Here is a 23,230-nt window from a genome sequence, read left to right as displayed (position 1 = left end):
AGTCAGTGTAATAAAAAAAGCCTCGTGGGTGAATCCGCACGAGGCCTGAAAGTGTAAAAATTGTTCTACAATCTGTGCAAGATCATGTTACCGGTAAAATAACCATAAAGGATAAGCGCAGATATTACTCAAACTCATTCCAGGAACGACCATCACGGGTAATCATCGCCACCGAGGCAACGGGTCCCCAGGTTCCGGCCTGATACGGTTTCGGCGCATCATTGTCCATCGCCCACGCCTCAGTAATGGAGTCTACCCATTTCCAGGCTTCTTCCACTTCGTCGCGACGAACAAACAGTGCCTGAATACCACGCATGGTTTCCAGCAGCAAACGTTCATAGGCATCCGCCAGATGCGTCTGATTAAAGGTTTCTGAATAGCTCAGATCCAGCTTGGTGATTTGCAGGTTATGTTTGTGGTCAAGGCCAGGAACTTTATTCAGTACCTGGATATCCACGCCTTCATCAGGTTGCAGACGGATAGTCAGTTTATTCTGCGGCAGATCCTGCCACGATTCTTTAAACAGATTCAGTTCAGGTGTTTTGAAATAGACCACGACTTCAGAACATTTGGTCGGCAGACGTTTACCAGTACGAAGGTAGAATGGCACACCGGCCCAGCGCCAGTTATCAATGTCGACGCGGATCGCTACGAAGGTTTCTGTATTGCTGCTCTTGTTCGCGCCCTCTTCTTCCAGATATCCCGGCACTTTTTTGCCCTGGGCGAAGCCCGCAGTATATTGCCCGCGTACGGTTTTTTCGCGTACGTTGGAGCGGTCGATGCGGCGCAGGGACTTCAGTACTTTCACTTTTTCATCGCGGATGCTGTCTGCGCTCAGGTCAGATGGCGGAGACATCGCAATCATGCAGAGAATTTGTAGCAGGTGGTTCTGAATCATGTCACGCATCTGACCGGCTTTATCAAAATAGCCCCAGCGCCCTTCGATCCCCACTTCTTCTGCCACGGTAATCTCAACATGATCAATGGTGCGATTGTCCCAGTTATTCACAAACAGGGAGTTAGCAAAACGCAGCGCCAACAGGTTCAGCACCGTTTCTTTACCAAGATAGTGGTCGATACGGTAAACCTGGCACTCCTCGAAGTATTCGCCAACCTGATCATTGATTTCCTGCGAGGTCGCCAGCGACGTCCCCAGCGGTTTCTCCATGACTACGCGTGCCGGTTTAGCATTCAGTTTTGCCTCGCCAAGCCCTTTGCAAATTGCGCCAAAAGTGCTAGGCGGCATGGCAAAGTAGTTAATGGTGATACGATTTTTTTGATCCAGCATCGCGCCGAGACGGTTGAATGCAGCAGTGTCATTGACATCGAGATTACAAAAATCCAGACGTGCACTCAGGGTGTCCCATAAACCTTCATCAATGGTTTCTTTCATGAAAGTTTCGAGCGCCTCGCGGACAACTTTGGTATATGCCGCTTTATCCCAGTCAGCACGCCCTACGCCGATAATCCGGGTGTCCGGGTTGAGCTGACCGGCTTTTTCCAGTTGATACAGGGAAGGCAGCAATTTACGACGCGCAAGGTCGCCTTTCGCGCCGAAAATGACCAGGTCACAGGCCTGGGCTGTTTGCGTTACCGCCATGTCATTCTCCTTAAGTTAACTAACCCGGTACTTAAGCCAGGGTATACTTGTAATTTTCTTACGGTGCACTGTACTGCTTTTACGAGCTTGCGAAAACTGTAAACGCTTATCCACCCGTGCGATTACGGGAAAAGCGCGCAAAGTGCGGCAAAACTGATAAAAAAATCATCGTTTTCCATTGGGTAAAAATCTGACACTGATCATGTTATGAAAAAAAATAACAACTTTTTTATCTGCTTTTGTCATTAACACAGCACACAGGCGTAATATCTGACAAAACTACATTTCGATTTCTTTCAGTGCGGAAATCGTCATTACCCGTGAGTTTCTTTACATCATGAATATGCTGGAAAAAATCCAGTCTCAGCTGGAACATTTGAGCAAATCAGAGCGCAAAGTTGCCGAGGTCATTCTGGCTTCGCCCGATAACGCGATCCATTCGAGTATTGCTGCTCTGGCGCTGGAAGCCAATGTTAGCGAACCGACGGTGAATCGTTTCTGTCGCAGCATGGACACGCGCGGTTTTCCTGATTTTAAACTTCATCTGGCACAAAGTCTGGCGAATGGCACTCCCTATGTTAATCGCAATGTCAATGAAGATGACAGCGTTGAATCATACACAGGGAAAATATTTGAGTCCGCAATGGCAACGCTTGATCATGTCCGTCATTCACTGGATAAATCTGCCATCAACCGCGCCGTCGACTTGCTCACTCAGGCAAAAAAAATCGCCTTTTTCGGATTAGGCTCTTCAGCCGCCGTTGCCCACGATGCGATGAATAAGTTCTTTCGTTTTAATGTTCCGGTGGTGTACTCCGATGATATCGTGCTGCAACGCATGAGTTGTATGAATTGTAGCGACGGAGACGTGGTGGTGCTGATTTCTCACACTGGAAGAACAAAAAATCTGGTCGAGCTGGCGCAGCTGGCTCGCGAAAACGACGCAATGGTGATTGCCCTCACCTCTGCGGGTACCCCGCTCGCCCGGGAAGCAACGCTGGCAATTACCCTCGACGTACCGGAAGATACTGACATTTATATGCCCATGGTTTCTCGACTTGCACAGCTGACCGTGATAGATGTGCTGGCGACAGGATTTACTTTGCGACGCGGTGCAAAATTCAGAGATAACTTGAAGCGGGTCAAGGAAGCGCTGAAGGAATCGCGTTTTGATAAGCAGTTACTTAATTTAAGTGACGATCGCTAAAAACGACTGTCACTGTCCTAATCTTATACGACATCCGAATGAGATTAATTTATCGCCATCGCGGCGTTATTTCATTCGGATTTCATGTTCAAGCAACACCTGGTTGTTTCAGTCAACGGAGTATTACATGTCCAGAAGGCTTCGCAGAACAAAAATCGTTACCACGTTAGGCCCAGCAACAGATCGCGATAATAATCTTGAAAAAGTTATCGCGGCGGGTGCCAACGTTGTACGTATGAACTTTTCTCACGGCTCGCCTGAAGATCACAAAATGCGCGCGGATAAAGTTCGTGAGATTGCCGCAAGACTGGGGCGTCATGTGGCTATTCTGGGTGACCTCCAGGGGCCCAAAATCCGTGTATCCACCTTTAAAGAAGGCAAAGTTTTCCTCAATATTGGGGATAAATTCCTGCTCGACGCCAACCTGGGTAAAGGTGAAGGCGACAAAGAAAAAGTCGGTATCGACTACAAAGGCCTGCCTGCTGACGTCGTGCCTGGTGACATCCTGCTGCTGGACGATGGTCGCGTCCAGTTAAAAGTACTGGAAGTTCAGGGCATGAAAGTGTTCACCGAAGTCACCGTCGGTGGTCCCCTCTCCAACAATAAAGGTATCAACAAACTTGGCGGCGGTTTGTCGGCTGAAGCGCTGACCGAAAAAGACAAAGCAGACATTAAGACTGCGGCGTTGATTGGCGTAGATTACCTGGCTGTCTCCTTCCCACGCTGTGGCGAAGATCTGAACTATGCCCGTCGGCTGGCACGCGATGCAGGATGTGATGCGAAAATTGTTGCCAAGGTTGAACGTGCGGAAGCCGTTTGCAGCCAGGATGCAATGGATGACATCATCCTCGCCTCTGACGTGGTAATGGTTGCACGTGGCGACCTCGGTGTGGAAATTGGCGACCCGGAACTGGTCGGCATTCAGAAAGCGTTGATCCGTCGTGCGCGTCAGCTAAACCGAGCGGTAATCACGGCGACCCAGATGATGGAGTCAATGATTACTAACCCGATGCCGACGCGTGCAGAAGTCATGGACGTAGCAAACGCCGTTCTGGATGGTACTGACGCTGTGATGCTGTCTGCAGAAACTGCCGCAGGGCAGTATCCGTCAGAAACTGTTGCAGCCATGGCGCGCGTTTGCCTGGGTGCGGAAAAAATCCCGAGCATCAACGTTTCTAAACACCGTCTGGACGTTCAGTTCGACAATGTGGAAGAAGCTATTGCCATGTCAGCAATGTACGCAGCTAACCACCTGAAAGGCGTTACGGCGATCATTACCATGACCGAATCGGGTCGTACCGCGCTGATGACCTCCCGTATCAGCTCTGGTCTACCAATTTTCGCCATGTCGCGCCATGAACGTACGCTGAACCTGACTGCTCTCTATCGTGGCGTTACGCCGGTGCACTTTGATAGCGCTAATGACGGCGTAGCAGCTGCCAGCGAAGCGGTTAATCTGCTGCGCGATAAAGGTTACTTGATGTCTGGTGACCTGGTGATTGTCACCCAGGGCGACGTGATGAGTACCGTGGGTTCTACTAATACCACGCGTATTTTAACGGTAGAGTAAGTACGTTGCCGGATGCGGCGAAAACGCCACATCCGGCCTACAGTTCAATGATAGTTCAACAGATTTCGAATATTCTGAAGCAAACTTGAACTTATCATCAGGCGAAGGCCTCTCCTCGCGAGAGGCTTTTTTATTTGATGGGATAAAGATCTTTGCGCTTATACGGCTGGATTTCGCCCGGTTTGCGAGTTTTCAGCAATTTTAGTATCCAGGTGTATTGTTCTGGTCGCGGACCAACAAAAATCTCGACTTCTTCATTCATCCGCCGCGCAATCGTATGATCATCCGCCTCTAACAGATCATCCATCGGTGGGCGCACCTGAATCGTCAGACGGTGCGTCTTGCCATCATAAATCGGAAACAGCGGAACAACGCGCGCACGGCACACTTTCATCAAACGACCAATCGCGGGCAACGTCGCTTTATAGGTGGCAAAGAAATCAACAAATTCGCTGTGCTCAGGGCCATGATCCTGATCGGGTAAATAATATCCCCAGTAGCCCTGACGTACCGACTGGATGAATGGTTTAATACCATCATTTCTCGCATGCAGACGACCGCCAAAACGACGACGCACCGTGTTCCAGACATAATCAAAAACCGGGTTGCCCTGATTATGGAACATCGCTGCCATTTTCTGCCCTTGCGAGGCCATCAGCATGGCAGGAATATCGACGGCCCAACCGTGCGGCACCAGAAAGATAACTTTCTCGTTATTACGCCGCATCTCTTCGATGATCTCCAGCCCTTGCCAGTCAACGCGCGGCTGAATTTTCTCCGGCCCGCGTATTGCCAACTCAGCCATCATTGCCATCGCTTGCGGCGCGGTGGCAAACATCTCATCAACAATCGCTTCGCGTTCAGCTTCACTACGTTCTGGAAAGCAGAGCGACAGATTGATTAACGCACGACGGCGTGAGCTTTTTCCCAGTCGTCCGGCAAAACGTCCCAGCCGTGCCAGAATGGGATCACGGAACTTTGGCGGCGTTAAAGCGATACCCGCCATCGCTGCTACGCCCAGCCATGCTCCCCAGTAGCGCGGGTGGCGAAAGGATTTATCAAACTCAGGAATGTATTCGCTATTATTTTTTTTCGTTTCCATGCTTTTCCAGTTTCGGATAAGGCAAAAATCAATCTGGTGATAGTGTAGCGGCGCAACTTGCCCCGCACCAAATAAAAAAAGCCGGTACTGACTGCGTACCGGCTGCGAATGGATGTTAATTAATCAAACCGTAGCTGCGGCACAATCTCTTTGGCCTGCGCCAGGAATTCGCGACGATCGGAGCCGGTCAGCCCTTCGGTACGCGGCAGTTTTGCCGTCAGCGGGTTTACGGCCTGCTGGTTTATCCATACTTCATAGTGCAGATGCGGCCCGGTTGAACGTCCGGTATTACCGGAAAGCGCGATACGGTCGCCACGTTTCACCTTCTGTCCCGGTTTCACCAGAATCTTGCGCAAGTGCATATAACGCGTGGTGTAGCTGCGACCATGACGAATAGCCACATAATAACCTGCTGCGCCACTGCGTTTGGCAACCACCACTTCACCGTCACCCACTGAAAGCACTGGCGTACCCTGCGGCATGGCGAAATCAACACCTCTGTGTGGTGCAACGCGACCGGTCACCGGATTAGTACGACGCGGGTTAAAGTTAGACGAGATACGGAACTGTTTCGCCGTCGGGAATCGCAAGAATCCTTTCGCCAGACCAGTACCGTTACGATCGTAGAATTTGCCATCTTCAGCGCGGATAGCGTAATAATCTTTACCTTCTGAACGCAAACGTACGCCCAGCAGCTGGCTTTGCTCACGTTTACCATCAAGCATTTCTCGAGACATTAATACCGCAAATTCATCGCCTTTTTTCAGTTTGCGGAAATCCATTTGCCACTGCATGGCTTTAATCACTGCGCTCACTTCGGCGCTGGTTAAACCGGCGTTTCTGGCGCTGGCAACAAAGCTCCCCCCGACGGTACCTTTCAGCAGATTGTTAACCCACTCTCCTTGCTGCATTTCGCTGGTCATTTTAAAACCGTTAGCGGCAGTACGGTCATAGGTTCGGGTTTCACGACGAGACACTTCCCAGGTGAGGCGCTGCAGTTCGCCGTCCGCGGTTAATGTCCAGGAGAGTTGTTGACCGATTTTCAGGTTACGCAATTCTTTGTCGGCAGCAGCCAGTTGGGTGATATCACCCATATCAATACCATACTGATTGAGAATGCTGCTTAGCGTATCGCCAGTGGAAACAACATATTCATGCACGCCCGCTTCACCGGCGATTTTGTCATCCAGTTCGTCCTGGGGAATGGCTTCATCTTCTTGTGCAGCTTGATCAATCGGCTCACTGGCTTCAGGTAAGAGCGAACGAATTTCGTTCTGTTCCAGCTCAATGGTTTTGACAATTGGCGTGGCATCGCGGTGATAAACATAGGGCCGCCAGACAGCGACGGCCAGAGTAAGAACGGTGAGCGACCCCAACATAACGCGGTGTGGTCGCGGTAAATTATTAAACGCCAGGGCGACAGAGCGGGCTATCTGTTGCACGTAATCACTTCCTCATTAATCTCCTTTCAGGCAGCTCGCATACTGGTTGGCTAATTGACTCAGGAATTCTGAATAGCTTGTTTTACCCAGTTTGATATTCGTCCCCAGGGGATCCAACGTTCCCATACGAACGGATGTCCCTCGTGCGACGCTCTCAACGACCGCTGGCCTGAACTGTGGCTCAGCAAAAACGCAGGTTGCTTTTTGCTCAACCAACTGTGTTCTTATTTCATGTAAACGCTGCGCGCCAGGTTGAATCTCAGGGTTAACGGTAAAATGACCAAGCGGTGTCAGTCCAAACTGTTTTTCGAAATAGCCGTAAGCATCGTGAAAAACGAAATAACCTTTCCCCTTGAGCGGCGCGAGCTCGTTACCAACCTGCGTTTCGGTTGAGGCTAATTGTGCCTCAAAATCCTTCAGGTTGGCGTCAAGTTTGGCTCGACTTTGCGGCATAAGTTCCACTAATTTTCCATGGATTGCAACCGCTGTAGCCCGCGCTATCTCTGGGGAAAGCCAAAGATGCATGTTGAAATCGCCGTGATGGTGATCTTCGTCACTTTTTTCCGCGTGGTCGTGATCATCATCATCGCCGTGAATACTTTTCATCAGTAGCGGTTTCACATCTTCTAGCTGTGCAATCGTTACCTGTTTCGCTTCTGGTAATTTACTTACCGGTTTTTGCATAAACGCTTCCATCTCCGGGCCAACCCAAACGACTAAGTCCGCGTTCTGTAAGCGTTTTACATCCGATGGACGCAGTGAATAATCATGTTCTGAAGCGCCGTCAGGCAGTAAAACCTCCGTTTCTGTTACACCATCAGCAATGGCAGAAGCGATGAACCCAACGGGTTTAAGCGAAGCGACAACGGCGGCATCTGCGGCCTGTGTTGCACCTCCCCAGAGAGCGGCGGATAATGCTGCGAAAAGAAGCGTTTTTTTATGTAACATAATGCGACCAATCATCGTAATGAATATGAGAAGTGTGATATTATAACATTTCATGACTACTGCAAGACTAAAATTAACATGACAAGTCTGGTTTCCCTGGAAAATGTCTCGGTTTCTTTTGGCCAACGCCGCGTCCTCTCTGATGTGTCGCTGGAACTTAAACCTGGAAAAATTTTGACTTTACTTGGGCCAAATGGCGCAGGTAAGTCGACACTGGTACGGGTAGTGCTCGGGCTAGTAACACCCGATGAAGGGGTTATCAAGCGTAATGGAAAACTGCGCATCGGCTATGTACCGCAGAAGCTGTATCTCGACACCACGTTGCCACTGACCGTAAACCGTTTTTTACGCTTACGCCCTGGTACACATAAAGAAGATATTTTGCCTGCACTGAAACGTGTCCAGGCCGGGCACCTGATTAACGCACCGATGCAAAAGCTCTCTGGTGGCGAAACGCAGCGTGTACTGTTAGCGCGAGCATTGTTAAATCGCCCGCAATTATTAGTGCTGGATGAACCCACTCAAGGCGTGGATGTAAATGGCCAGGTGGCGTTATATGACCTTATTGACCAGTTGCGTCGCGAACTGGATTGTGGCGTTTTAATGGTCTCTCACGATCTGCATCTGGTAATGGCAAAAACCGATGAAGTGCTGTGTCTGAATCACCACATTTGTTGTTCCGGCACACCGGAAGTTGTTTCCCTGCATCCGGAGTTTATTTCAATGTTTGGTCCTCGTGGTGCTGAACAACTGGGTATCTATCGCCATCATCATAATCATCGTCACGATTTACAGGGACGAATTGTTTTGCGTCGGGGAAATGATCGCTCATGATTGAATTATTATTTCCCGGTTGGTTAGCCGGGATCATGCTCGCCTGTGCCGCGGGTCCTCTGGGTTCGTTTGTAGTCTGGCGTCGTATGTCTTATTTCGGTGATACGCTGGCTCATGCCTCATTACTTGGTGTCGCGTTTGGTTTGTTGCTGGACGTGAATCCATTCTATGCGGTGATTGCCGTTACGCTGCTGCTGGCGGGCGGTCTGGTATGGCTGGAGAAGCGTCCACAGCTGGCGATCGACACGTTATTAGGGATTATGGCGCACAGTGCCCTGTCGCTGGGCCTGGTGGTCGTTAGTCTGATGTCTAATATTCGTGTTGATTTGATGGCTTACCTGTTCGGTGATTTGCTGGCAGTGACGCCAGAAGATCTCATCTCTATTGCGATTGGCGTGGTCATCGTGGTGGCTATTTTGTTCTGGCAATGGCGCAATTTGCTGTCGATGACGATTAGCCCGGATCTGGCGTTTGTTGATGGTGTGAAATTACAGCGCGTGAAATTGTTGTTGATGCTGGTGACAGCATTGACGATTGGTGTAGCGATGAAATTTGTCGGTGCGTTGATTATTACTTCGTTGCTGATTATTCCTGCAGCTACTGCGCGTCGCTTTGCCCATACGCCGGAACAGATGGCTGGTGTCGCTGTTTTGGTGGGGATGGTGGCAGTAACTGGCGGTTTAACCTTTTCCGCGTTTTACGATACGCCGGCGGGTCCGTCGGTGGTGCTATGTGCGGCACTGTTATTTATTCTCAGTATGATGAAAAAGCAGGCCAGCTAATCTATCGCTGAACACATTTGTCGGATGCGGCGCGAGCGCCTTATCCGACCTACGGTTCGCTATCTCTGGTAGGCCTGGTAAGACGCGAATAGCGTCGCATCAGGCACACTGCCAATGTCGGATGCGGTGCGAGCGACCAATCCGACTTACGGCATTTCTGGCGGCGTTATGCCAAAGTGATTCCACGCCCGCGTCGTCGCCATACGCCCACGCGGTGTACGCTGCAAAAAGCCTTGCTGAATCAAATAAGGTTCCAGCACATCCTCAATGGTTTCACGTTCTTCGCCAATGGCTGCCGCAAGGTTATCCAGACCTACCGGCCCACCAAAGAACTTATCGATTACCGCCAGCAATAACTTGCGGTCCATATAATCGAAACCTTCAGCATCGACATTCAACATATCCAACGCCTGAGCAGCGATATCTGCCGAGATGGTGCCATCGTGCTTCACTTCGGCGAAATCACGCACTCGACGCAGCAGACGGTTGGCAATGCGCGGCGTACCGCGAGCTCGACGAGCAACTTCCAGCGCGCCGTCATCACTCATCTCAAGCCCCATAAAGCGTGCGCTGCGACTGACGATATATTGCAGATCCGGCACCTGATAAAACTCCAGACGCTGCACAATACCAAAACGATCGCGCAACGGTGATGTCAGCGAACCTGCGCGCGTGGTTGCACCAATCAGGGTAAACGGCGGCAAATCAATTTTAATGGAGCGTGCCGCCGGACCTTCACCAATCATGATATCCAGTTGGTAGTCTTCCATTGCCGGATACAACACCTCTTCCACCACTGGCGAAAGACGGTGGATCTCATCAATAAACAACACGTCATGCGGTTCAAGGTTAGTGAGCATCGCTGCCAGATCGCCCGCCTTTTCCAGCACCGGACCAGAAGTCGTGCGTAAATTAACGCCCATTTCATTGGCGACGATGTTGGCAAGCGTAGTTTTACCCAACCCCGGAGGACCGAAAATCAACAGATGATCGAGGGCATCGCCGCGCAGTTTCGCTGCTTTGATGAAAATCTCCATCTGTGAACGAACCTGCGGCTGACCAACATACTCTTCCAGTAATTTAGGGCGAATGGCACGATCTGCCACATCTTCCGGCAAAGTGGTACCGGCAGAAATCAGACGGTCTGCTTCAATCATCCTTTACCTCATAACGCGGCGCGTAGGGCTTCGCGAATTAATGTTTCACTGCTGGCGTCAGGGCGAACGATTTTGCTCACCATGCGGCTTGCCTCTTGTGGTTTATAGCCCAGCGCCACCAGCGCGGCAACTGCTTCTTGTTCAGCATCGTCGGTCGCCGGGCTGGCAGGTGATGTGAGTACCAGGTCGGCGGCTGGCGTAAAGAGATCGCCATGCAAACCTTTAAATCGGTCTTTCATTTCAACAATCAAGCGTTCGGCGGTTTTTTTGCCAATACCCGGCAGTTTCACCAGCGCCCCCACTTCTTCACGCTCAACGGCATTAACGAACTGCTGCGCTGACATTCCGGAGAGGATCGCCAGCGCCAACTTCGGGCCGACGCCGTTGGTTTTGATCAACTCTTTGAACAATGTGCGCTCTTGTTTATTGTTAAAACCGTACAGCAGTTGCGCGTCTTCACGCACCACAAAGTGGGTGAAAACGATCGCTTCCTGACCCGCTTCAGGGAGTTCATAAAAACAGGTCATCGGCATATGCACTTCATAGCCTACGCCGCCCACTTCAATTAACACCAGCGGGGGTTGTTTTTCAATGATGATGCCTCTGAGTCTGCCTATCACATGACGCTCCTGCGTAATGAATCAAAGATAATGCTGTATGATAAAAAAATGCTGGATAGATATCCAGCGAAGGATGAAGAAAACTTGCGAGGTGTCCCGATGATCTGAAAAATGGCAGAGTATAATTTATTCAACAGGTTATATTGGAAGCAAATATTTGAATATTACATATTCAGTGAAGAAATGCGTAATAAAAATATACATTGCGACTCCTGAAAAAATAAATTTTTTATGCTATTACGTATATTCGTATCGATTTCAATGGAATGACAACGTGAATATTAATTACCCTGCTGAATATGAAATTGGAGATATCGTCTTTACATGTATAGGTGCTGCCTTATTTGGTCAAATATCAGCTGCATCAAATTGCTGGAGTAATCACGTCGGGATCATTATCGGTCATAACGGTGAAGACTTCCTGGTTGCAGAAAGCCGGGTTCCCCTTTCAACCATCACCACGCTATCTCGTTTTATTAAACGTTCGTCTAATCAACGCTATGCTATAAAGCGATTAGACGCTGGGCTGACAGAACAACAAAAACAACGAATTGTTGAACAGGTTCCTTCCCGGCTACGCAAACTTTACCACACGGGTTTTAAATACGAATCTTCCCGCCAGTTCTGTTCAAAATTTGTCTTTGATATTTATAAAGAGGCGCTATGTATTCCGGTGGGTGAAATAGAGACGTTTGGACAACTGTTAAATAGCAATCCGAATGCAAAACTCACTTTCTGGAAATTCTGGTTCTTAGGTTCTATTCCGTGGGAGCGTAAAACCGTCACGCCAGCCAGTTTGTGGCATCATCCGGGTTTGGTGTTGATTCACGCGGAGGGAGTTGAAACGCCTCAGCCTGAACTGACCGAGGCGGTATAACTTAACGCAGTCGCCCTCTCGCCAGGTTCAGCCGCGATTCGCTCATCTGCATCGCATTCTGACTGACGTGACAATGGGTAATCGCGATAGCTAACGCATCGGCGGCATCCGCCTGTGGATTAGCGGGCAGTTTCAGCAAGGTGCGGACCATATGCTGCACCTGGCTTTTTTCGGCACTACCAATACCTACCACCGTTTGCTTTACCTGACGTGCCGCGTATTCAAATACCGGCAATTCCTGATTCACCGCCGCAACAATCGCCACGCCGCGCGCCTGGCCCAGTTTCAGGGCTGAGTCAGCGTTCTTCGCCATAAAGACTTGTTCAATGGCGAAATAATCAGGCTGGAACTGGGTGATGATTTCCGTCACGCCCGCATAGATGAGCTTCAGACGAGACGGTAAATCATCCACTTTGGTGCGTATGCATCCGCTACCCAGGTAGGACAGTTGCCTGCCTACCTGGCGAATTACGCCATAGCCGGTCACGCGCGAACCCGGATCAATGCCGAGAATAATAGCCATCACGCGTCTCCGTTTTGCTGTTTAGCAGGCCTCATCAGAGAGTCGCTGCGACCTCATCAGAGATTTCACCGTTATGGTAAACTTCCTGCACGTCGTCGCAATCTTCCAGCATATCGATCAGACGCATCAGTTTCGGTGCGGTTTCTGCATCCATATCAGCTTTGGTGGACGGGATCATGGAAACTTCCGCGCTGTCTGCTTTCAGACCTGCCGCTTCCAGAGCGTCGCGCACTTTACCCATTTCTTCCCATGCGGTGTAGACATCAATCGCGCCGTCATCATAGGTCACAACGTCTTCAGCACCTGCTTCCAAAGCTGCTTCCATGATGGTGTCTTCATCGCCTTTCTCGAAGGAGATCACGCCTTTTTTGCTGAACAGATAGGCTACGGAACCATCAGTACCGAGGTTACCGCCACATTTGCTGAATGCATGACGCACTTCAGCAACGGTACGGTTGCGGTTGTCAGACAGACATTCAATCATGATTGCCGTGCCGCCAGGACCGTAACCTTCGTAGATGATGGTTTCCATGTTTGCATCATCATCACCGCCCACACCACGTGCAATTGCGCGGTTCAGTGTGTCGCGGGTCATGTTGTTAGACAGTGCTTTATCAATTGCTGCACGCAGACGCGGGTTAGCGTCCGGATCGCCACCGCCCAGCTTAGCCGCGGTTACCAGCTCACGAATGATTTTAGTGAAGATTTTACCGCGCTTTGCATCCTGCGCAGCTTTACGATGTCTGGTGTTGGCCCATTTACTATGACCTGCCATAAAAATATCTCCAGATAGCCCTGCCTGTTCAGGCAGCGTTAATTACAAACTGTTCAATCGCCTGCCGGTTGCTCCAGGACTTAGTGAGCGCCGCCGCAGCAGGCGCATCAAGCCACTTGTAAGCCAGATGTTCAGTGAAAACGATCTGCCGCTCGTGTGGGAGCGCAAGACAGAACCATGATTCCGTATTACGCGTCACGCCCGGCGCATAGCGATGACGTAAATGTGAAAAAATTTCAAACTCTACCGTGCGCTGACAGTCAATTAAGGTCAGTTGTTCAGCGACAACATCAATGGTGACCTCTTCCTTTACTTCGCGCATGGCAGCTTGCGGCGCGGTTTCCCCCTCTTCCACGCTGCCGGTTACCGACTGCCAGAAATCGGGATCGTCACGCCGCTGCAACATCAGCACCCGTTTCGTATCTTGTGCGTAGATGACCACTAAGATCGAAACGGGACGCTTATAAGCCATATCAGTTATTCTCAGCCTTCTTCACAACCTGAATGCTCAGCTCAGCCAGTGCAGTCGGGTTAGCAAAGCTCGGTGCTTCAGTCATCAGACACGCTGCCGCCGTGGTTTTCGGGAAGGCAATAACGTCACGGATATTGTCGGTGCCGGTCAGCAGCATGGTCAGACGGTCAAGACCGAATGCCAGACCTGCGTGCGGCGGAGTACCGTATTTCAGAGCGTCGAGCAGGAAGCCGAATTTCTCGCGCTGTTCCTCTTCGTTGATACCCAGAATACCAAACACCGTCTGCTGCATATCACCATTATGGATACGTACTGAACCACCGCCCACTTCGTAACCATTGATGACCATATCGTAAGCGTTCGCCACCGCATTTTCCGGTGCAGCTTTCAGTTCTGCAGCAGTCATGTCTTTCGGTGAGGTGAACGGATGGTGCATTGCCGTCAGGCCGCCTTCACCGTCGTCTTCAAACATCGGGAAGTCGATAACCCACAGCGGTGCCCATTTGCTTTCGTCGGTCAGACCAAGGTCTTTACCCACTTTCAGGCGCAGTGCGCCCATCGCGTCGGCAACAATTTTCTTGTTGTCGGCACCGAAGAAAATTATATCGCCATCTTGCGCGGCAGTACGATCCAGGATGGCTTCGATGATTTCTGCATTAAGGAACTTCGCTACCGGGCTGTTGATACCTTCCAGACCTTTCGCGCGTTCGTTAACTTTGATGTAAGCCAGACCTTTCGCGCCGTAGATTTTAACGAAGTTACCGTATTCGTCGATCTGCTTACGGGTCAGCGATGCGCCGCCCGGAACGCGCAGAGCGGCAACGCGACCTTTCGGATCGTTCGCCGGACCTGCAAATACTGCAAACTCAACAGATTTCAGCAGATCAGCAACGTCGGTCAGTTCCATCGGGTTACGCAGATCCGGTTTATCAGAACCATAACGGCGTTCTGCTTCCGCAAAGGTCATTACCGGGAAATCGCCCAGATCCACGCCCTTCACTTCCAGCCACAAATGACGCACCAGCGCTTCCATCACTTCACGCACTTGCGGCGCGGTCATGAAAGAAGTTTCCACATCGATCTGAGTAAATTCAGGCTGACGATCAGCGCGCAGGTCTTCGTCACGGAAGCATTTAACGATCTGATAGTAACGGTCAAAACCGGACATCATCAGCAGCTGTTTGAACAACTGTGGGGATTGCGGCAGTGCGTAGAATTTACCTTTGTGCACACGAGAAGGCACCAGGTAGTCACGCGCGCCTTCCGGCGTGGCTTTGGTCAGCATCGGAGTTTCGATGTCGAGGAAGCCGTGGTCATCCATAAAACGGCGCACCAGGCTGGTGATTTTAGCGCGGGTTTTCAGGCGCTGCGCCATTTCCGGGCGACGCAGGTCGAGGTAGCGGTATTTCAGACGCGCTTCTTCGGTGTTGACGTGGTTAGAGTCAAGCGGCAGAACATCTGCGCGGTTGATGATAGTCAGCGAGGACGCCAGCACTTCAATTTCGCCGGTCGCCATATCGCGGTTAATATTTTTTTCGTCACGCGCACGTACGGTGCCCGTAACCTGAATGCAGAACTCATTACGCAGTTCAGAGGCCAGCTTTAACGCGTCCGCACGATCCGGATCGAAAAATACCTGCACGATACCTTCGCGGTCGCGCATATCGATGAAGATCAGGCTACCAAGATCACGACGACGGTTGACCCAACCACACAGAGTCACCTGCTGCCCCACGTGGGACAAACGGAGCTGTCCACAATATTCTGTACGCATGAGATATCCCTTAACTTAGCTGCCGGCGGATGCCCCCTGCTGCGCAGGTGACCAAGTCGCAGCGTTAGCTGTATGTCACAACTGAATGAAAAAAGGCGGCTATTATACTGGAAATTCTGCCGCACCGTAAGAGCCTGGCCCGCGCTGGAACGCCTCGTTACCACTTTATATCGGGCCTGAAATCAGACTCTACGCCAGTTTGCTATAAAGGTGTTGCCCGAACTCATAAAAATTAACAAAATTTGTCGTTCCGCCATCGGCTAATCGCATTAAGGTGTGAGGCACGATTTTGTTTTTTCAGGAGTCAGCATGCTTGAACTTAATGCTAAAACCACTGCGTTGGTGGTGATCGATTTACAAGAAGGCATCTTACCTTTTGCCGGTGGTCCACATACTGCCGATGAGGTAGTTAATCGCGCCGGGAAGCTGGCGGCGAAATTTCGCGCCAGCGGTCAGCCCGTGTTTCTGGTGCGCGTTGGCTGGTCTGCCGATCACGCCGAAGCATTAAAACAGCCGGTTGATGCCCCCTCCCCCGCTAAAGTGTTGCCCGAAAACTGGTGGCAACATCCAGCTGCATTAGGTGCAACTGACAGTGATATCGAAATCATCAAACGTCAGTGGGGTGCGTTTTACGGTACGGATCTGGAGTTGCAACTGCGCCGCCGAGGTATCGATACAATAGTGTTATGTGGGATCTCGACCAATATCGGTGTTGAATCCACCGCCCGCAATGCCTGGGAACTTGGCTTTAATCTGGTGATTGCCGAAGACGCCTGTAGTGCCGCCAGCGCCGAGCAGCACAATAACAGCATCAACCATATCTACCCACGCATCGCCCGTGTGCGTAGCGTGGAAGAGATCCTTCACGCGTTATGATTTACATCGGTCTACCGCAATGGTCGCATCCTAAATGGGTGCGGTTGGGAATCACCAGCCTTGAAGAGTATGCCCGCCACTTTAACTGCGTGGAGGGCAACACCACGCTTTACGCCCTGCCGAAACCCGAGGTTGTCCTGCGCTGGCGTGAACAGACCACAGATGACTTCCGCTTCTGTTTTAAGTTTCCGGCGACCATTTCGCATCAGGCAGCATTACGACATTGCGATGATTTAGTGACTGAATTTTTGACCCGCATGTCACCGTTGGCTCCGCGCATTGGGCAATACTGGCTGCAACTGCCTGCCACATTCGGCCCACGGGAGCTGCCTGCGCTTTGGCATTTTCTCGATTCTCTCCCTGGCGAATTTAATTATGGTGTGGAAGTCCGCCATCCACAGTTTTTCGCCAAAGGGGAAGAGGAACAAACGCTTAATCGCGGTTTACATCAGCGCGGCGTTAATCGGGTGATTTTAGACAGCCGCCCGGTTCATGCAGCACGTCCACACAGTGAAGCTATTCGCGACGCTCAACGAAAAAAACCTAAAGTTCCGGTACATGCTGTACTGACGGCGACAAATCCGCTGATCCGTTTTATCGGTAGTGATGATATGACGCAAAACCGGGAATTATTTCAGGTCTGGTTACAAAAATTAGCGCAGTGGCATCAGACCACTACGCCTTATCTTTTTTTACATACGCCAGACATTGCCCAGGCCCCGGAACTGGTACATACCCTGTGGGAAGACTTACGTAAAACGCTTCCAGAGATCGGAGCAGTTCCGGCTATTCCACAGCAATCTTCTCTTTTCTGAATTTGCCACCTATCATAGACAGGTGCCATCGGCCATTTTAAAGGGAGTTTGTATGGTAAGCGCGCTGTATGCCGTTTTAAGTGCGTTGTTATTAATGAAGTTCTCTTTTGATGTCGTTCGCCTGCGAATGCAGTACCGCGTTGCCTATGGTGACGGTGGTTTTAGCGAACTGCAAAGCGCTATTCGCATTCATGGTAACGCGGTGGAATATATTCCCATCGCGATTGCGCTGATGCTGTTTATGGAAATGAATGGCGCAGAAACCTGGATGGTGCATATTTGCGGCATCGTTTTGCTTGCTGGTCGTCTGATGCATTATTACGGTTTTCATCACCGTCTGTTCCGCTGGCGACGTTCCGGCATGAGCGCCACCTGGTGTGCGCTGTTGCTGATGGTGCTGGCGAATCTTTGGTATATGCCCTGGGAGTTGGTTTTCTCCCTGCGTTAGCGCACAATACGCCACTTTCTTTTTCCCGGATTTTTACGTTATGTCTCACCGCGACACGCTATTTTCTGCCCCTATCGCCAGACTGGGCGACTGGACCTTTGATGAACGGGTAGCTGAAGTCTTCCCGGATATGATCCAGCGTTCCGTTCCCGGCTATTCCAATATTATTTCCATGATTGGTATGTTAGCCGAGCGCTTCGTTCAACCTGGTACGCAGGTTTACGATCTGGGTTGTTCTCTGGGCGCGGCGACGCTCTCGGTGCGTCGCAACATTCATCATGATAATTGCAAAATTATTGCCATCGACAACTCCCCGGCGATGATTGAACGCTGCCGTCGTCATATTGACGCCTATAAAGCCCCTACGCCAGTAGACGTGATTGAAGGTGATATTCGCGATATCGCCATTGAAAACGCATCGATGGTGGTGCTGAATTTTACCCTGCAATTCCTGGAACCTTCCGAGCGCCAGGCATTACTGGATAAAATTTATCAAGGACTGAACCCGGGCGGCGCGCTGGTGCTTTCGGAAAAATTCAGTTTCGAAGATGCCAAAGTTGGTGAACTGTTGTTCAACATGCACCACGACTTTAAACGTGCCAACGGTTACAGCGAACTGGAGATCAGCCAGAAGCGCAGCATGCTGGAAAACGTGATGCTGACCGATTCCGTGGAAACCCATAAAGCACGCCTGCATAAAGCCGGTTTTGAGCATAGCGAGCTGTGGTTCCAGTGCTTTAACTTTGGTTCACTGGTGGCATTAAAAGCAGAGGACGCTGCATGATCGACTTTGGTAACTTTTATTCTCTGATTGCCAAAAATCATCTTTCACACTGGCTCGAAACGCTGCCCGCGCAGATTGCTAACTGGCAGCGCGAGCAGCAGCACGGGCTGTTTAAGCAGTGGTCCAACGCGGTGGAATTTCTGCCTGAAATTAAACCGTATCGTCTGGATTTATTGCATAGCGTAACCGCCGAAAGCGAAGAGCCACTGAGCACCGGGCAAATTAAACGCATTGAAACGCTTATGCGGAACCTGATGCCATGGCGCAAAGGGCCGTTCTCACTGTATGGCGTCAACATCGATACCGAATGGCGTTCCGACTGGAAATGGGATCGTGTTCTGCCCCATCTTTCTGATTTAACCGGACGCACCATTCTGGATGTCGGCTGCGGCAGCGGTTATCACATGTGGCGCATGATTGGCGCAGGCGCGCACCTCGCGGTGGGGATCGACCCTACGCAACTGTTTCTGTGCCAGTTTGAAGCGGTGCGTAAACTACTGGGTAACGATCAGCGCGCACATTTGTTACCGTTAGGTATTGAACAGCTTCCGGCACTGAAAGCCTTTGATACCGTCTTTTCGATGGGCGTGCTTTACCATCGCCGTTCGCCGCTGGAGCATCTCTGGCAGTTGAAAGATCAACTGGTGAATGAGGGTGAACTGGTGCTGGAAACGCTGGTTATTGATGGCGATGAGAACACGGTGCTGGTACCAGGCGATCGTTACGCGCAAATGCGTAATGTCTATTTCATCCCTTCCGCGCTGGCGCTGAAAAACTGGCTGAAGAAGTGTGGTTTTGTAGATATCCGCATTGTGGATGTGTGCGTTACCACTACTGAAGAGCAGCGACGCACTGAATGGATGGTTACCGAATCTCTGTCCGATTTCCTCGACCCACATGATCCGAGTAAGACAGTTGAAGGTTATCCTGCGCCTAAACGCGCGGTGCTGATTGCGCGCAAGCCGTAAAGGTCTGGTATTACTGCCGGATGCGGCGTGAATGCCTTATCCGGCCTACAAACCCTTGCTAATTCAATCTATTGCAGGGACTATGTAGGCCTGATAAGCATAGCGCATCAGGCAGTTTTACGTTTGCATAACCTCAGCGCCCGTTTCCGGGCGCTATTCACTTCTTACGCCTGAACAGCAGGCTTATCAAATGCCGTTAACTTCGGTGCGTTACCCGTATATTTTTCGATATACACCAGCGCAGAGTTACCGGCACAGGCATTTGCCAGCTGCGAGCTGGGGATATCCGCCGTTAACACGTTCGCACTGCCGTTTTTACACAAGCCGTTTTCCAGATCTGGCCATGCACCTTCATGCACGCATACCACGCCTTTTTTGATCCCGTCAGTCACCACCGCGCCTGTCAAAATCTGACCACGTTTGTTCCAGACACGCACCAGATCGCCATTCGCAATACCAAATCGAGCAGCATCTTCGGTGTGAATAGTGATCGGTTCACGATCGGCAACCGCATATTTTTTACGCAGTTCCGCATAGTTAAGCTGACTATGTAAACGGTGTGCCGGATGTGCGGTCAGAAGCTGCAACTGCTTCTCGTCGGCGGTACCCTTCCACTCATCAGGCGCAAGCCAGGTTGGATGTGCCGGGCAATCCTTATAGCCAAATTTTTCCAGCGTTTTGGAGTAAATCTCAATTTTGCCGCTTGGCGTACCCAGCGCATTTTTCACCGGATCGGCGCGGAAATCACCATAACGAACGTACTGTTCGTTCTTCTCGCTGCTGCGCATTTCGATCAGTTTATTTTGCTGCCAGAAGGCATTAAACATCGGCATAGTCACGCGTTGCGCACGAGCACCTTTCTGAGCGGCATCATAGAAAAATTTCAGCCACGCCATTTCATCTTTACCTTCGGTATAGATCTCTTTTCCGCCAGGTTTCAGTAATTCAGCAAGATCGGCAAATACGTCAAAATCGTTACGCGCTTCAAATTGCGGAGCAACAGCCTGCTTCATCGGCACAATATGCTGGTTGCTGTAATCACCGGTCATCGTCAAGTCATTGCGCTCAAACGATGTGGTGATCGGTAATACGATATCTGCATGTTTAGCAGCTGCGGTCCAGTAGCATTCAGAAACGACGATCATCTCCGGTTTCTGCCATGCTTTGATCAGACGATTAGTATCCTGGTGATGGGTAAAGTTACCGCCACCCGCCCACCAGATCATTTTGATATTCGGATACGTTTGTTCTTTACCGTTATGCTGATATTTGCCACCAGGATTTTCCAGCGCATCGACGATACGGGCAACAGGAATCGCCCTCATTCCGCCATCATCAGCGGCCTCGCTGGCCTGTCCGGCAATCGCCGCAGACATTTCCGGCAGCACGCCGCCAACACGTGTCGGGTTGCCACCATTTGAGTAATGATAAGAGAAACCAAAACCGCCGCCCGGTGTACCAATCTGCCCTAACATCGCCGCCAGCGTCACCAGCATCCAGTGTTTCTGTTCACCATATTGCTGGCGCTGAATTCCCCAGCCTGCCATCAGCATTGTGCGATTCGCCGCCATCAGTTCAGCGAGTTTGACTATCTGCGCTTCCGGTACGCCAGTAATTTCCGCCGCCCAGGCCGCGCTCTTCGGCGTATTATCGCTCTTACCTCTCAGATACTCTTCAAACTGCGGATACCCGATAGTGTATTTTTCAAGGAACACTTTATCGTGTTTGCCTTGTGTCATCAGGGTATGCGCAATCCCTAACATCAGTGCCACGTCGGTGCCCATATTCGGCGCGATCCAGGTGGCATTATCGCCAAAGAATTCGATGGTTTCGGAGCGGATAGGATCAATGGCAATCACTGGTTTGCCAGATTTTTTCAGCTGATGGAAGTATTCCAGCCCTTGCTCATCGGTACTGCTCCAGGCAATTTTTAAGGTATTCAGCGGGTTCATTCCCCACAGCACCACAACCTGGCTGTTTTCCAGAATCAGCGGCCAGGAGGTCTGCTGTTCATACACCTCTACAGAACCGACCACATGCGGCATGATCACCTGTGCCGCCCCGGTTGAATAATCGCCGCTATGCCCGGAATAACCGCCCGCCAGGTTCATATAACGTTGCAGTAAGGTTTGCGCTTTATGCAACACGCCAGAAGAGCGCCAGCCGTATGATCCGGCAAAAATAGCCGATGGTCCGTTAGCTTTGCGAATGCGATCGTGTTGCTCATGAATCAGTTTTAATGCTTGTTCCCAGCTCACCTGTACATAGGTATCTTCGCCACGACCTTTCGTCGGTTGCAGTGGATTATCGAGATAGCTTTTTCTCACCATCGGATGCTGAATACGCGTCGTGGTGTGTACCTGATCCGCCGCCGTAGACTGTAAGGAATTCGGTATGGTTTTCGCCAGCGCGCCTGTTGAAGAAACAATCTTGCCGTCCTTCACTTCTACGTTCATCGCTCCCCAACGTCCCGCGGTGAGGATTTTACCGCCCTTCTCTTCTGCCCATGCGGGGAGCGGTGCTGCCGATGTCACCACCAGCGCTCCAGCGGCAATACCGCTGTGTTTAATAAATTCACGTCTTGTTAATGTCATAACTTCCTCCCTGATCAACGAGGATCACTGTTTCTCGGTAATATCTTTGGCGTTGTACTGGAAATACCGCGTTAAAATGTCCAGTTCGTTTTCGCTCATGCTGGTTCGCGCACCCATTCCTTTGGCAATGGACGGCCATGCATTGACGGTGTAATGGTCAGCGGCAATAGGCGCATGGCAACCAGCGCAATAGGTATCGTCAAGTTTTTCAGCGTATTGCCATAGCGGTTTACGGTCCGCTAATGCGGGATCGGTAAGCGCACCCTGTAAAGACGCCTGACGCCATTGATTGCCGTATTCGTCAGCCTGCCATTCCCCGTTTACCGTGAGCGCCTTGATACCTTCTTCACTTAATGTGGCTAGCGCCAGCCGTTGACCTGCCGCCAGGTAGAGCGTGTTTTCACTGCCCTGCATTTGATAACCCTGCAACAGAACGATCGGCTGTTTGCCACTGGCATCAACGACGGTGAGATCGGTACCAGGATTCACGGTAGCCAGCTCGCCTATGCGAGAAGTTTTGAAAGGATAAATATGTGCGCCATTAGTCACTGAAGTAGCGGCCTGACTTTCCAGCTCATGCGCCGCGTTGTCATCCATTTTTATTTCTGGCGGAAAATGGGCAATGCCTTTATGACAATCGATACAGGTTTCGCCGCCCTTTTGTGCTTTGTTATGCATTTTCTGCGCAGATTCACTTTGCGAGGCAATATCCATGGCATCAAAAGAATGGCAACTACGGCACGTTGCAGAGTCAGTTGCTTTTAATTCTTTCCATACTGTTTCGGCCATTTCTTGGCGATGAGTTTCGAACTTATCGTCACTGTCTATTTTGCCGCTAACAAATTCATGATAAATATCTTTAGATGCTTTTAATTTAGCAAATAAATAATCCATCCCTGACTTTGGAATATGGCAATCTGCACATTCCGCACGTATCCCTTTCTGGTTCGAAAAGTGGACAGTTCCCTGATATTCCTCAAAAGGTTTACTCATCGAGTGGCAGGAAAGGCAAAATGCTGTATCCGACGTTTTATGTAAGGCTTTTTGCGCCAGCAATAACCC

Annotated in this window: 23 protein-coding genes; 10 read left to right on the top strand and 13 right to left on the bottom strand. The window is 50.6% G+C overall.

Annotated elements, in window-relative coordinates; translation table 11 throughout:
* Window positions 1–124: 124 nt before the first annotated feature.
* Window positions 125–1,600: a glucose-6-phosphate dehydrogenase gene (zwf, locus tag QZF50_RS01925; protein ID WP_000301720.1), complete on the bottom strand. Its 1,476-nt coding sequence runs from the start codon at window positions 1,598–1,600 to the stop codon at window positions 125–127.
* A 337-nt stretch (window positions 1,601–1,937) separates the two neighbouring features.
* On the opposite strand from zwf, the gene hexR reads away from it, so the two are divergent.
* Complete coding sequence (gene hexR, locus QZF50_RS01920; RefSeq protein WP_001056694.1) at window positions 1,938–2,807, top strand: DNA-binding transcriptional regulator HexR; 870 nt, start codon at window positions 1,938–1,940, stop codon at window positions 2,805–2,807.
* A 127-nt stretch (window positions 2,808–2,934) separates the two neighbouring features.
* A complete protein-coding gene (gene pyk, locus QZF50_RS01915) occupies window positions 2,935–4,377 on the top strand; it encodes a pyruvate kinase (protein ID WP_000091176.1) in 1,443 nt (480 codons plus the stop codon).
* A 130-nt stretch (window positions 4,378–4,507) separates the two neighbouring features.
* On the opposite strand, the gene lpxM is transcribed toward pyk, so the two are convergent.
* The 3 genes from lpxM to znuA form a co-directional block, all read right to left on the bottom strand.
* Complete coding sequence (lpxM, locus tag QZF50_RS01910; RefSeq protein ID WP_000448381.1) at window positions 4,508–5,479, bottom strand: lauroyl-Kdo(2)-lipid IV(A) myristoyltransferase; 972 nt, start codon at window positions 5,477–5,479, stop codon at window positions 4,508–4,510.
* Between the two features lie 119 nt (window positions 5,480–5,598).
* Window positions 5,599–6,921: a murein DD-endopeptidase MepM gene (mepM, locus tag QZF50_RS01905; RefSeq protein ID WP_001184045.1), complete on the bottom strand. Its 1,323-nt coding sequence runs from the start codon at window positions 6,919–6,921 to the stop codon at window positions 5,599–5,601.
* Between the two features lie 15 nt (window positions 6,922–6,936).
* Entirely contained in the window at window positions 6,937–7,869 is a 933-nt protein-coding gene (znuA, locus tag QZF50_RS01900) for a zinc ABC transporter substrate-binding protein ZnuA (protein WP_001342995.1), read from the bottom strand.
* 78 nt (window positions 7,870–7,947) lie between these two features.
* Here znuA and znuC point away from each other — a divergent pair, with 78 nt between their 5' ends.
* Together znuC and znuB are read left to right on the top strand one after the other, a co-directional pair.
* Window positions 7,948–8,703 carry a zinc ABC transporter ATP-binding protein ZnuC gene (znuC, locus tag QZF50_RS01895; protein ID WP_000202996.1) on the top strand — a complete coding sequence of 252 codons (756 nt, stop codon included), beginning with the start codon at window positions 7,948–7,950 and terminating at the stop codon, window positions 8,701–8,703.
* Complete coding sequence (gene znuB, locus QZF50_RS01890) at window positions 8,700–9,485, top strand: zinc ABC transporter permease subunit ZnuB (RefSeq protein WP_001597907.1); 786 nt, start codon at window positions 8,700–8,702, stop codon at window positions 9,483–9,485. Before znuC ends, znuB begins: the two co-directional genes overlap by 4 nt.
* A gap of 146 nt (window positions 9,486–9,631) precedes the next feature.
* Here znuB and ruvB read toward each other — a convergent pair whose 3' ends face one another.
* The 3 genes from ruvB to yobI form a co-directional block, all read right to left on the bottom strand.
* On the bottom strand, window positions 9,632–10,642 hold the full coding sequence (ruvB, locus tag QZF50_RS01885; RefSeq protein ID WP_000568519.1) for a Holliday junction branch migration DNA helicase RuvB: 1,011 nt from the start codon (window positions 10,640–10,642) through the stop codon (window positions 9,632–9,634).
* 8 nt (window positions 10,643–10,650) lie between these two features.
* A complete protein-coding gene (gene ruvA, locus QZF50_RS01880) occupies window positions 10,651–11,262 on the bottom strand; it encodes a Holliday junction branch migration protein RuvA (RefSeq protein WP_001597908.1) in 612 nt (203 codons plus the stop codon).
* A gap of 138 nt (window positions 11,263–11,400) precedes the next feature.
* Complete coding sequence (gene yobI / locus QZF50_RS01875) at window positions 11,401–11,466, bottom strand: stress response small protein YobI (RefSeq protein ID WP_001386853.1); 66 nt, start codon at window positions 11,464–11,466, stop codon at window positions 11,401–11,403.
* Between the two features lie 70 nt (window positions 11,467–11,536).
* Here yobI and QZF50_RS01870 point away from each other — a divergent pair, with 70 nt between their 5' ends.
* Entirely contained in the window at window positions 11,537–12,139 is a 603-nt protein-coding gene (locus QZF50_RS01870) for a YebB family permuted papain-like enzyme (protein WP_001024930.1), read from the top strand.
* A gap of 1 nt (window position 12,140) precedes the next feature.
* On the opposite strand, the gene ruvC is transcribed toward QZF50_RS01870, so the two are convergent.
* Genes ruvC through aspS form a run of 4 tightly spaced genes read right to left on the bottom strand, consistent with a single transcriptional unit; the run spans window position 12,141 to window position 15,683 of the window.
* A complete protein-coding gene (ruvC, locus tag QZF50_RS01865; RefSeq protein WP_001295503.1) occupies window positions 12,141–12,662 on the bottom strand; it encodes a crossover junction endodeoxyribonuclease RuvC in 522 nt (173 codons plus the stop codon).
* A 34-nt stretch (window positions 12,663–12,696) separates the two neighbouring features.
* Window positions 12,697–13,437, bottom strand: coding sequence for a YebC/PmpR family DNA-binding transcriptional regulator (locus tag QZF50_RS01860; protein ID WP_000907234.1), 741 nt, complete (start codon window positions 13,435–13,437; stop codon window positions 12,697–12,699).
* Between the two features lie 28 nt (window positions 13,438–13,465).
* The gene (gene nudB, locus QZF50_RS01855) at window positions 13,466–13,918 is read right to left on the bottom strand and encodes a dihydroneopterin triphosphate diphosphatase (protein ID WP_077249130.1); all 453 of its coding nucleotides are present in this window, start codon (window positions 13,916–13,918) and stop codon (window positions 13,466–13,468) included.
* Window positions 13,911–15,683 carry an aspartate--tRNA ligase gene (gene aspS / locus QZF50_RS01850; RefSeq protein WP_061892386.1) on the bottom strand — a complete coding sequence of 591 codons (1,773 nt, stop codon included), beginning with the start codon at window positions 15,681–15,683 and terminating at the stop codon, window positions 13,911–13,913. Before aspS ends, nudB begins: the two co-directional genes overlap by 8 nt.
* Window positions 15,684–15,992: 309 nt before the next feature.
* Between aspS and QZF50_RS01845 the strand changes: the two genes are divergently transcribed.
* From QZF50_RS01845 to cmoB, 5 genes are read left to right on the top strand one after another with little or no spacing between them, the layout of a single operon-like run.
* A complete protein-coding gene (locus tag QZF50_RS01845; protein WP_000891610.1) occupies window positions 15,993–16,559 on the top strand; it encodes a hydrolase in 567 nt (188 codons plus the stop codon).
* Window positions 16,556–17,374 (top strand): DUF72 domain-containing protein, encoded by an 819-nt coding sequence (locus QZF50_RS01840; RefSeq protein ID WP_000639274.1) that lies wholly within the window; start codon window positions 16,556–16,558, stop codon window positions 17,372–17,374. The genes QZF50_RS01845 and QZF50_RS01840 overlap by 4 nt, the downstream gene beginning before the upstream one ends.
* 52 nt (window positions 17,375–17,426) lie before the next feature.
* On the top strand, window positions 17,427–17,822 hold the full coding sequence (locus tag QZF50_RS01835) for an MAPEG family protein (RefSeq protein ID WP_001356287.1): 396 nt from the start codon (window positions 17,427–17,429) through the stop codon (window positions 17,820–17,822).
* Between the two features lie 40 nt (window positions 17,823–17,862).
* A complete protein-coding gene (cmoA, locus tag QZF50_RS01830) occupies window positions 17,863–18,606 on the top strand; it encodes a carboxy-S-adenosyl-L-methionine synthase CmoA (protein ID WP_000019588.1) in 744 nt (247 codons plus the stop codon).
* On the top strand, window positions 18,603–19,574 hold the full coding sequence (gene cmoB / locus QZF50_RS01825) for a tRNA 5-methoxyuridine(34)/uridine 5-oxyacetic acid(34) synthase CmoB (protein ID WP_000564745.1): 972 nt from the start codon (window positions 18,603–18,605) through the stop codon (window positions 19,572–19,574). The genes cmoA and cmoB overlap by 4 nt, the downstream gene beginning before the upstream one ends.
* Window positions 19,575–19,738: 164 nt before the next feature.
* Here cmoB and torZ read toward each other — a convergent pair whose 3' ends face one another.
* Window positions 19,739–22,168 (bottom strand): trimethylamine N-oxide reductase TorZ, encoded by a 2,430-nt coding sequence (torZ, locus tag QZF50_RS01820; protein WP_021532944.1) that lies wholly within the window; start codon window positions 22,166–22,168, stop codon window positions 19,739–19,741.
* A gap of 24 nt (window positions 22,169–22,192) precedes the next feature.
* On the bottom strand, window positions 22,193–23,230 hold a 1,038-nt coding region (locus QZF50_RS01815), incomplete at its 5' end, for a NapC/NirT family cytochrome c (RefSeq protein ID WP_290388813.1).

Origin of the sequence: uncultured Escherichia sp., from assembly GCF_948475835.1 — a bacterium.
In the GTDB taxonomy this organism is placed as follows: Bacteria; Pseudomonadota; Gammaproteobacteria; order Enterobacterales; family Enterobacteriaceae; genus ECMA0423.
The sequence above is the reverse complement of the archived record's forward strand: the minus strand, read 5'-3'. Positions and strand labels throughout refer to the sequence as shown.

Excerpts from the sequence above, each read along its gene's own strand:
- zwf (WP_000301720.1), bottom strand. The coding sequence starts at position 1,600 with ATGGCGGTAACGCAAACAGCCCAGGCCTGTGACCTGGTCATTTTCGGC.
- hexR (WP_001056694.1), top strand. The coding sequence starts at position 1,938 with ATGAATATGCTGGAAAAAATCCAGTCTCAGCTGGAACATTTGAGCAAA.
- pyk (WP_000091176.1), top strand. The coding sequence starts at position 2,935 with ATGTCCAGAAGGCTTCGCAGAACAAAAATCGTTACCACGTTAGGCCCA.
- lpxM (WP_000448381.1), bottom strand. The coding sequence starts at position 5,479 with ATGGAAACGAAAAAAAATAATAGCGAATACATTCCTGAGTTTGATAAA.
- znuA (WP_001342995.1), bottom strand. The coding sequence starts at position 7,869 with ATGTTACATAAAAAAACGCTTCTTTTCGCAGCATTATCCGCCGCTCTC.
- znuC (WP_000202996.1), top strand. The coding sequence starts at position 7,948 with ATGACAAGTCTGGTTTCCCTGGAAAATGTCTCGGTTTCTTTTGGCCAA.
- znuB (WP_001597907.1), top strand. The coding sequence starts at position 8,700 with ATGATTGAATTATTATTTCCCGGTTGGTTAGCCGGGATCATGCTCGCC.
- ruvB (WP_000568519.1), bottom strand. The coding sequence starts at position 10,642 with ATGATTGAAGCAGACCGTCTGATTTCTGCCGGTACCACTTTGCCGGAA.
- ruvC (WP_001295503.1), bottom strand. The coding sequence starts at position 12,662 with ATGGCTATTATTCTCGGCATTGATCCGGGTTCGCGCGTGACCGGCTAT.
- QZF50_RS01860 (WP_000907234.1), bottom strand. The coding sequence starts at position 13,437 with ATGGCAGGTCATAGTAAATGGGCCAACACCAGACATCGTAAAGCTGCG.
- aspS (WP_061892386.1), bottom strand. The coding sequence starts at position 15,683 with ATGCGTACAGAATATTGTGGACAGCTCCGTTTGTCCCACGTGGGGCAG.
- QZF50_RS01845 (WP_000891610.1), top strand. The coding sequence starts at position 15,993 with ATGCTTGAACTTAATGCTAAAACCACTGCGTTGGTGGTGATCGATTTA.
- QZF50_RS01840 (WP_000639274.1), top strand. The coding sequence starts at position 16,556 with ATGATTTACATCGGTCTACCGCAATGGTCGCATCCTAAATGGGTGCGG.
- QZF50_RS01835 (WP_001356287.1), top strand. The coding sequence starts at position 17,427 with ATGGTAAGCGCGCTGTATGCCGTTTTAAGTGCGTTGTTATTAATGAAG.
- cmoA (WP_000019588.1), top strand. The coding sequence starts at position 17,863 with ATGTCTCACCGCGACACGCTATTTTCTGCCCCTATCGCCAGACTGGGC.
- cmoB (WP_000564745.1), top strand. The coding sequence starts at position 18,603 with ATGATCGACTTTGGTAACTTTTATTCTCTGATTGCCAAAAATCATCTT.
- torZ (WP_021532944.1), bottom strand. The coding sequence starts at position 22,168 with ATGACATTAACAAGACGTGAATTTATTAAACACAGCGGTATTGCCGCT.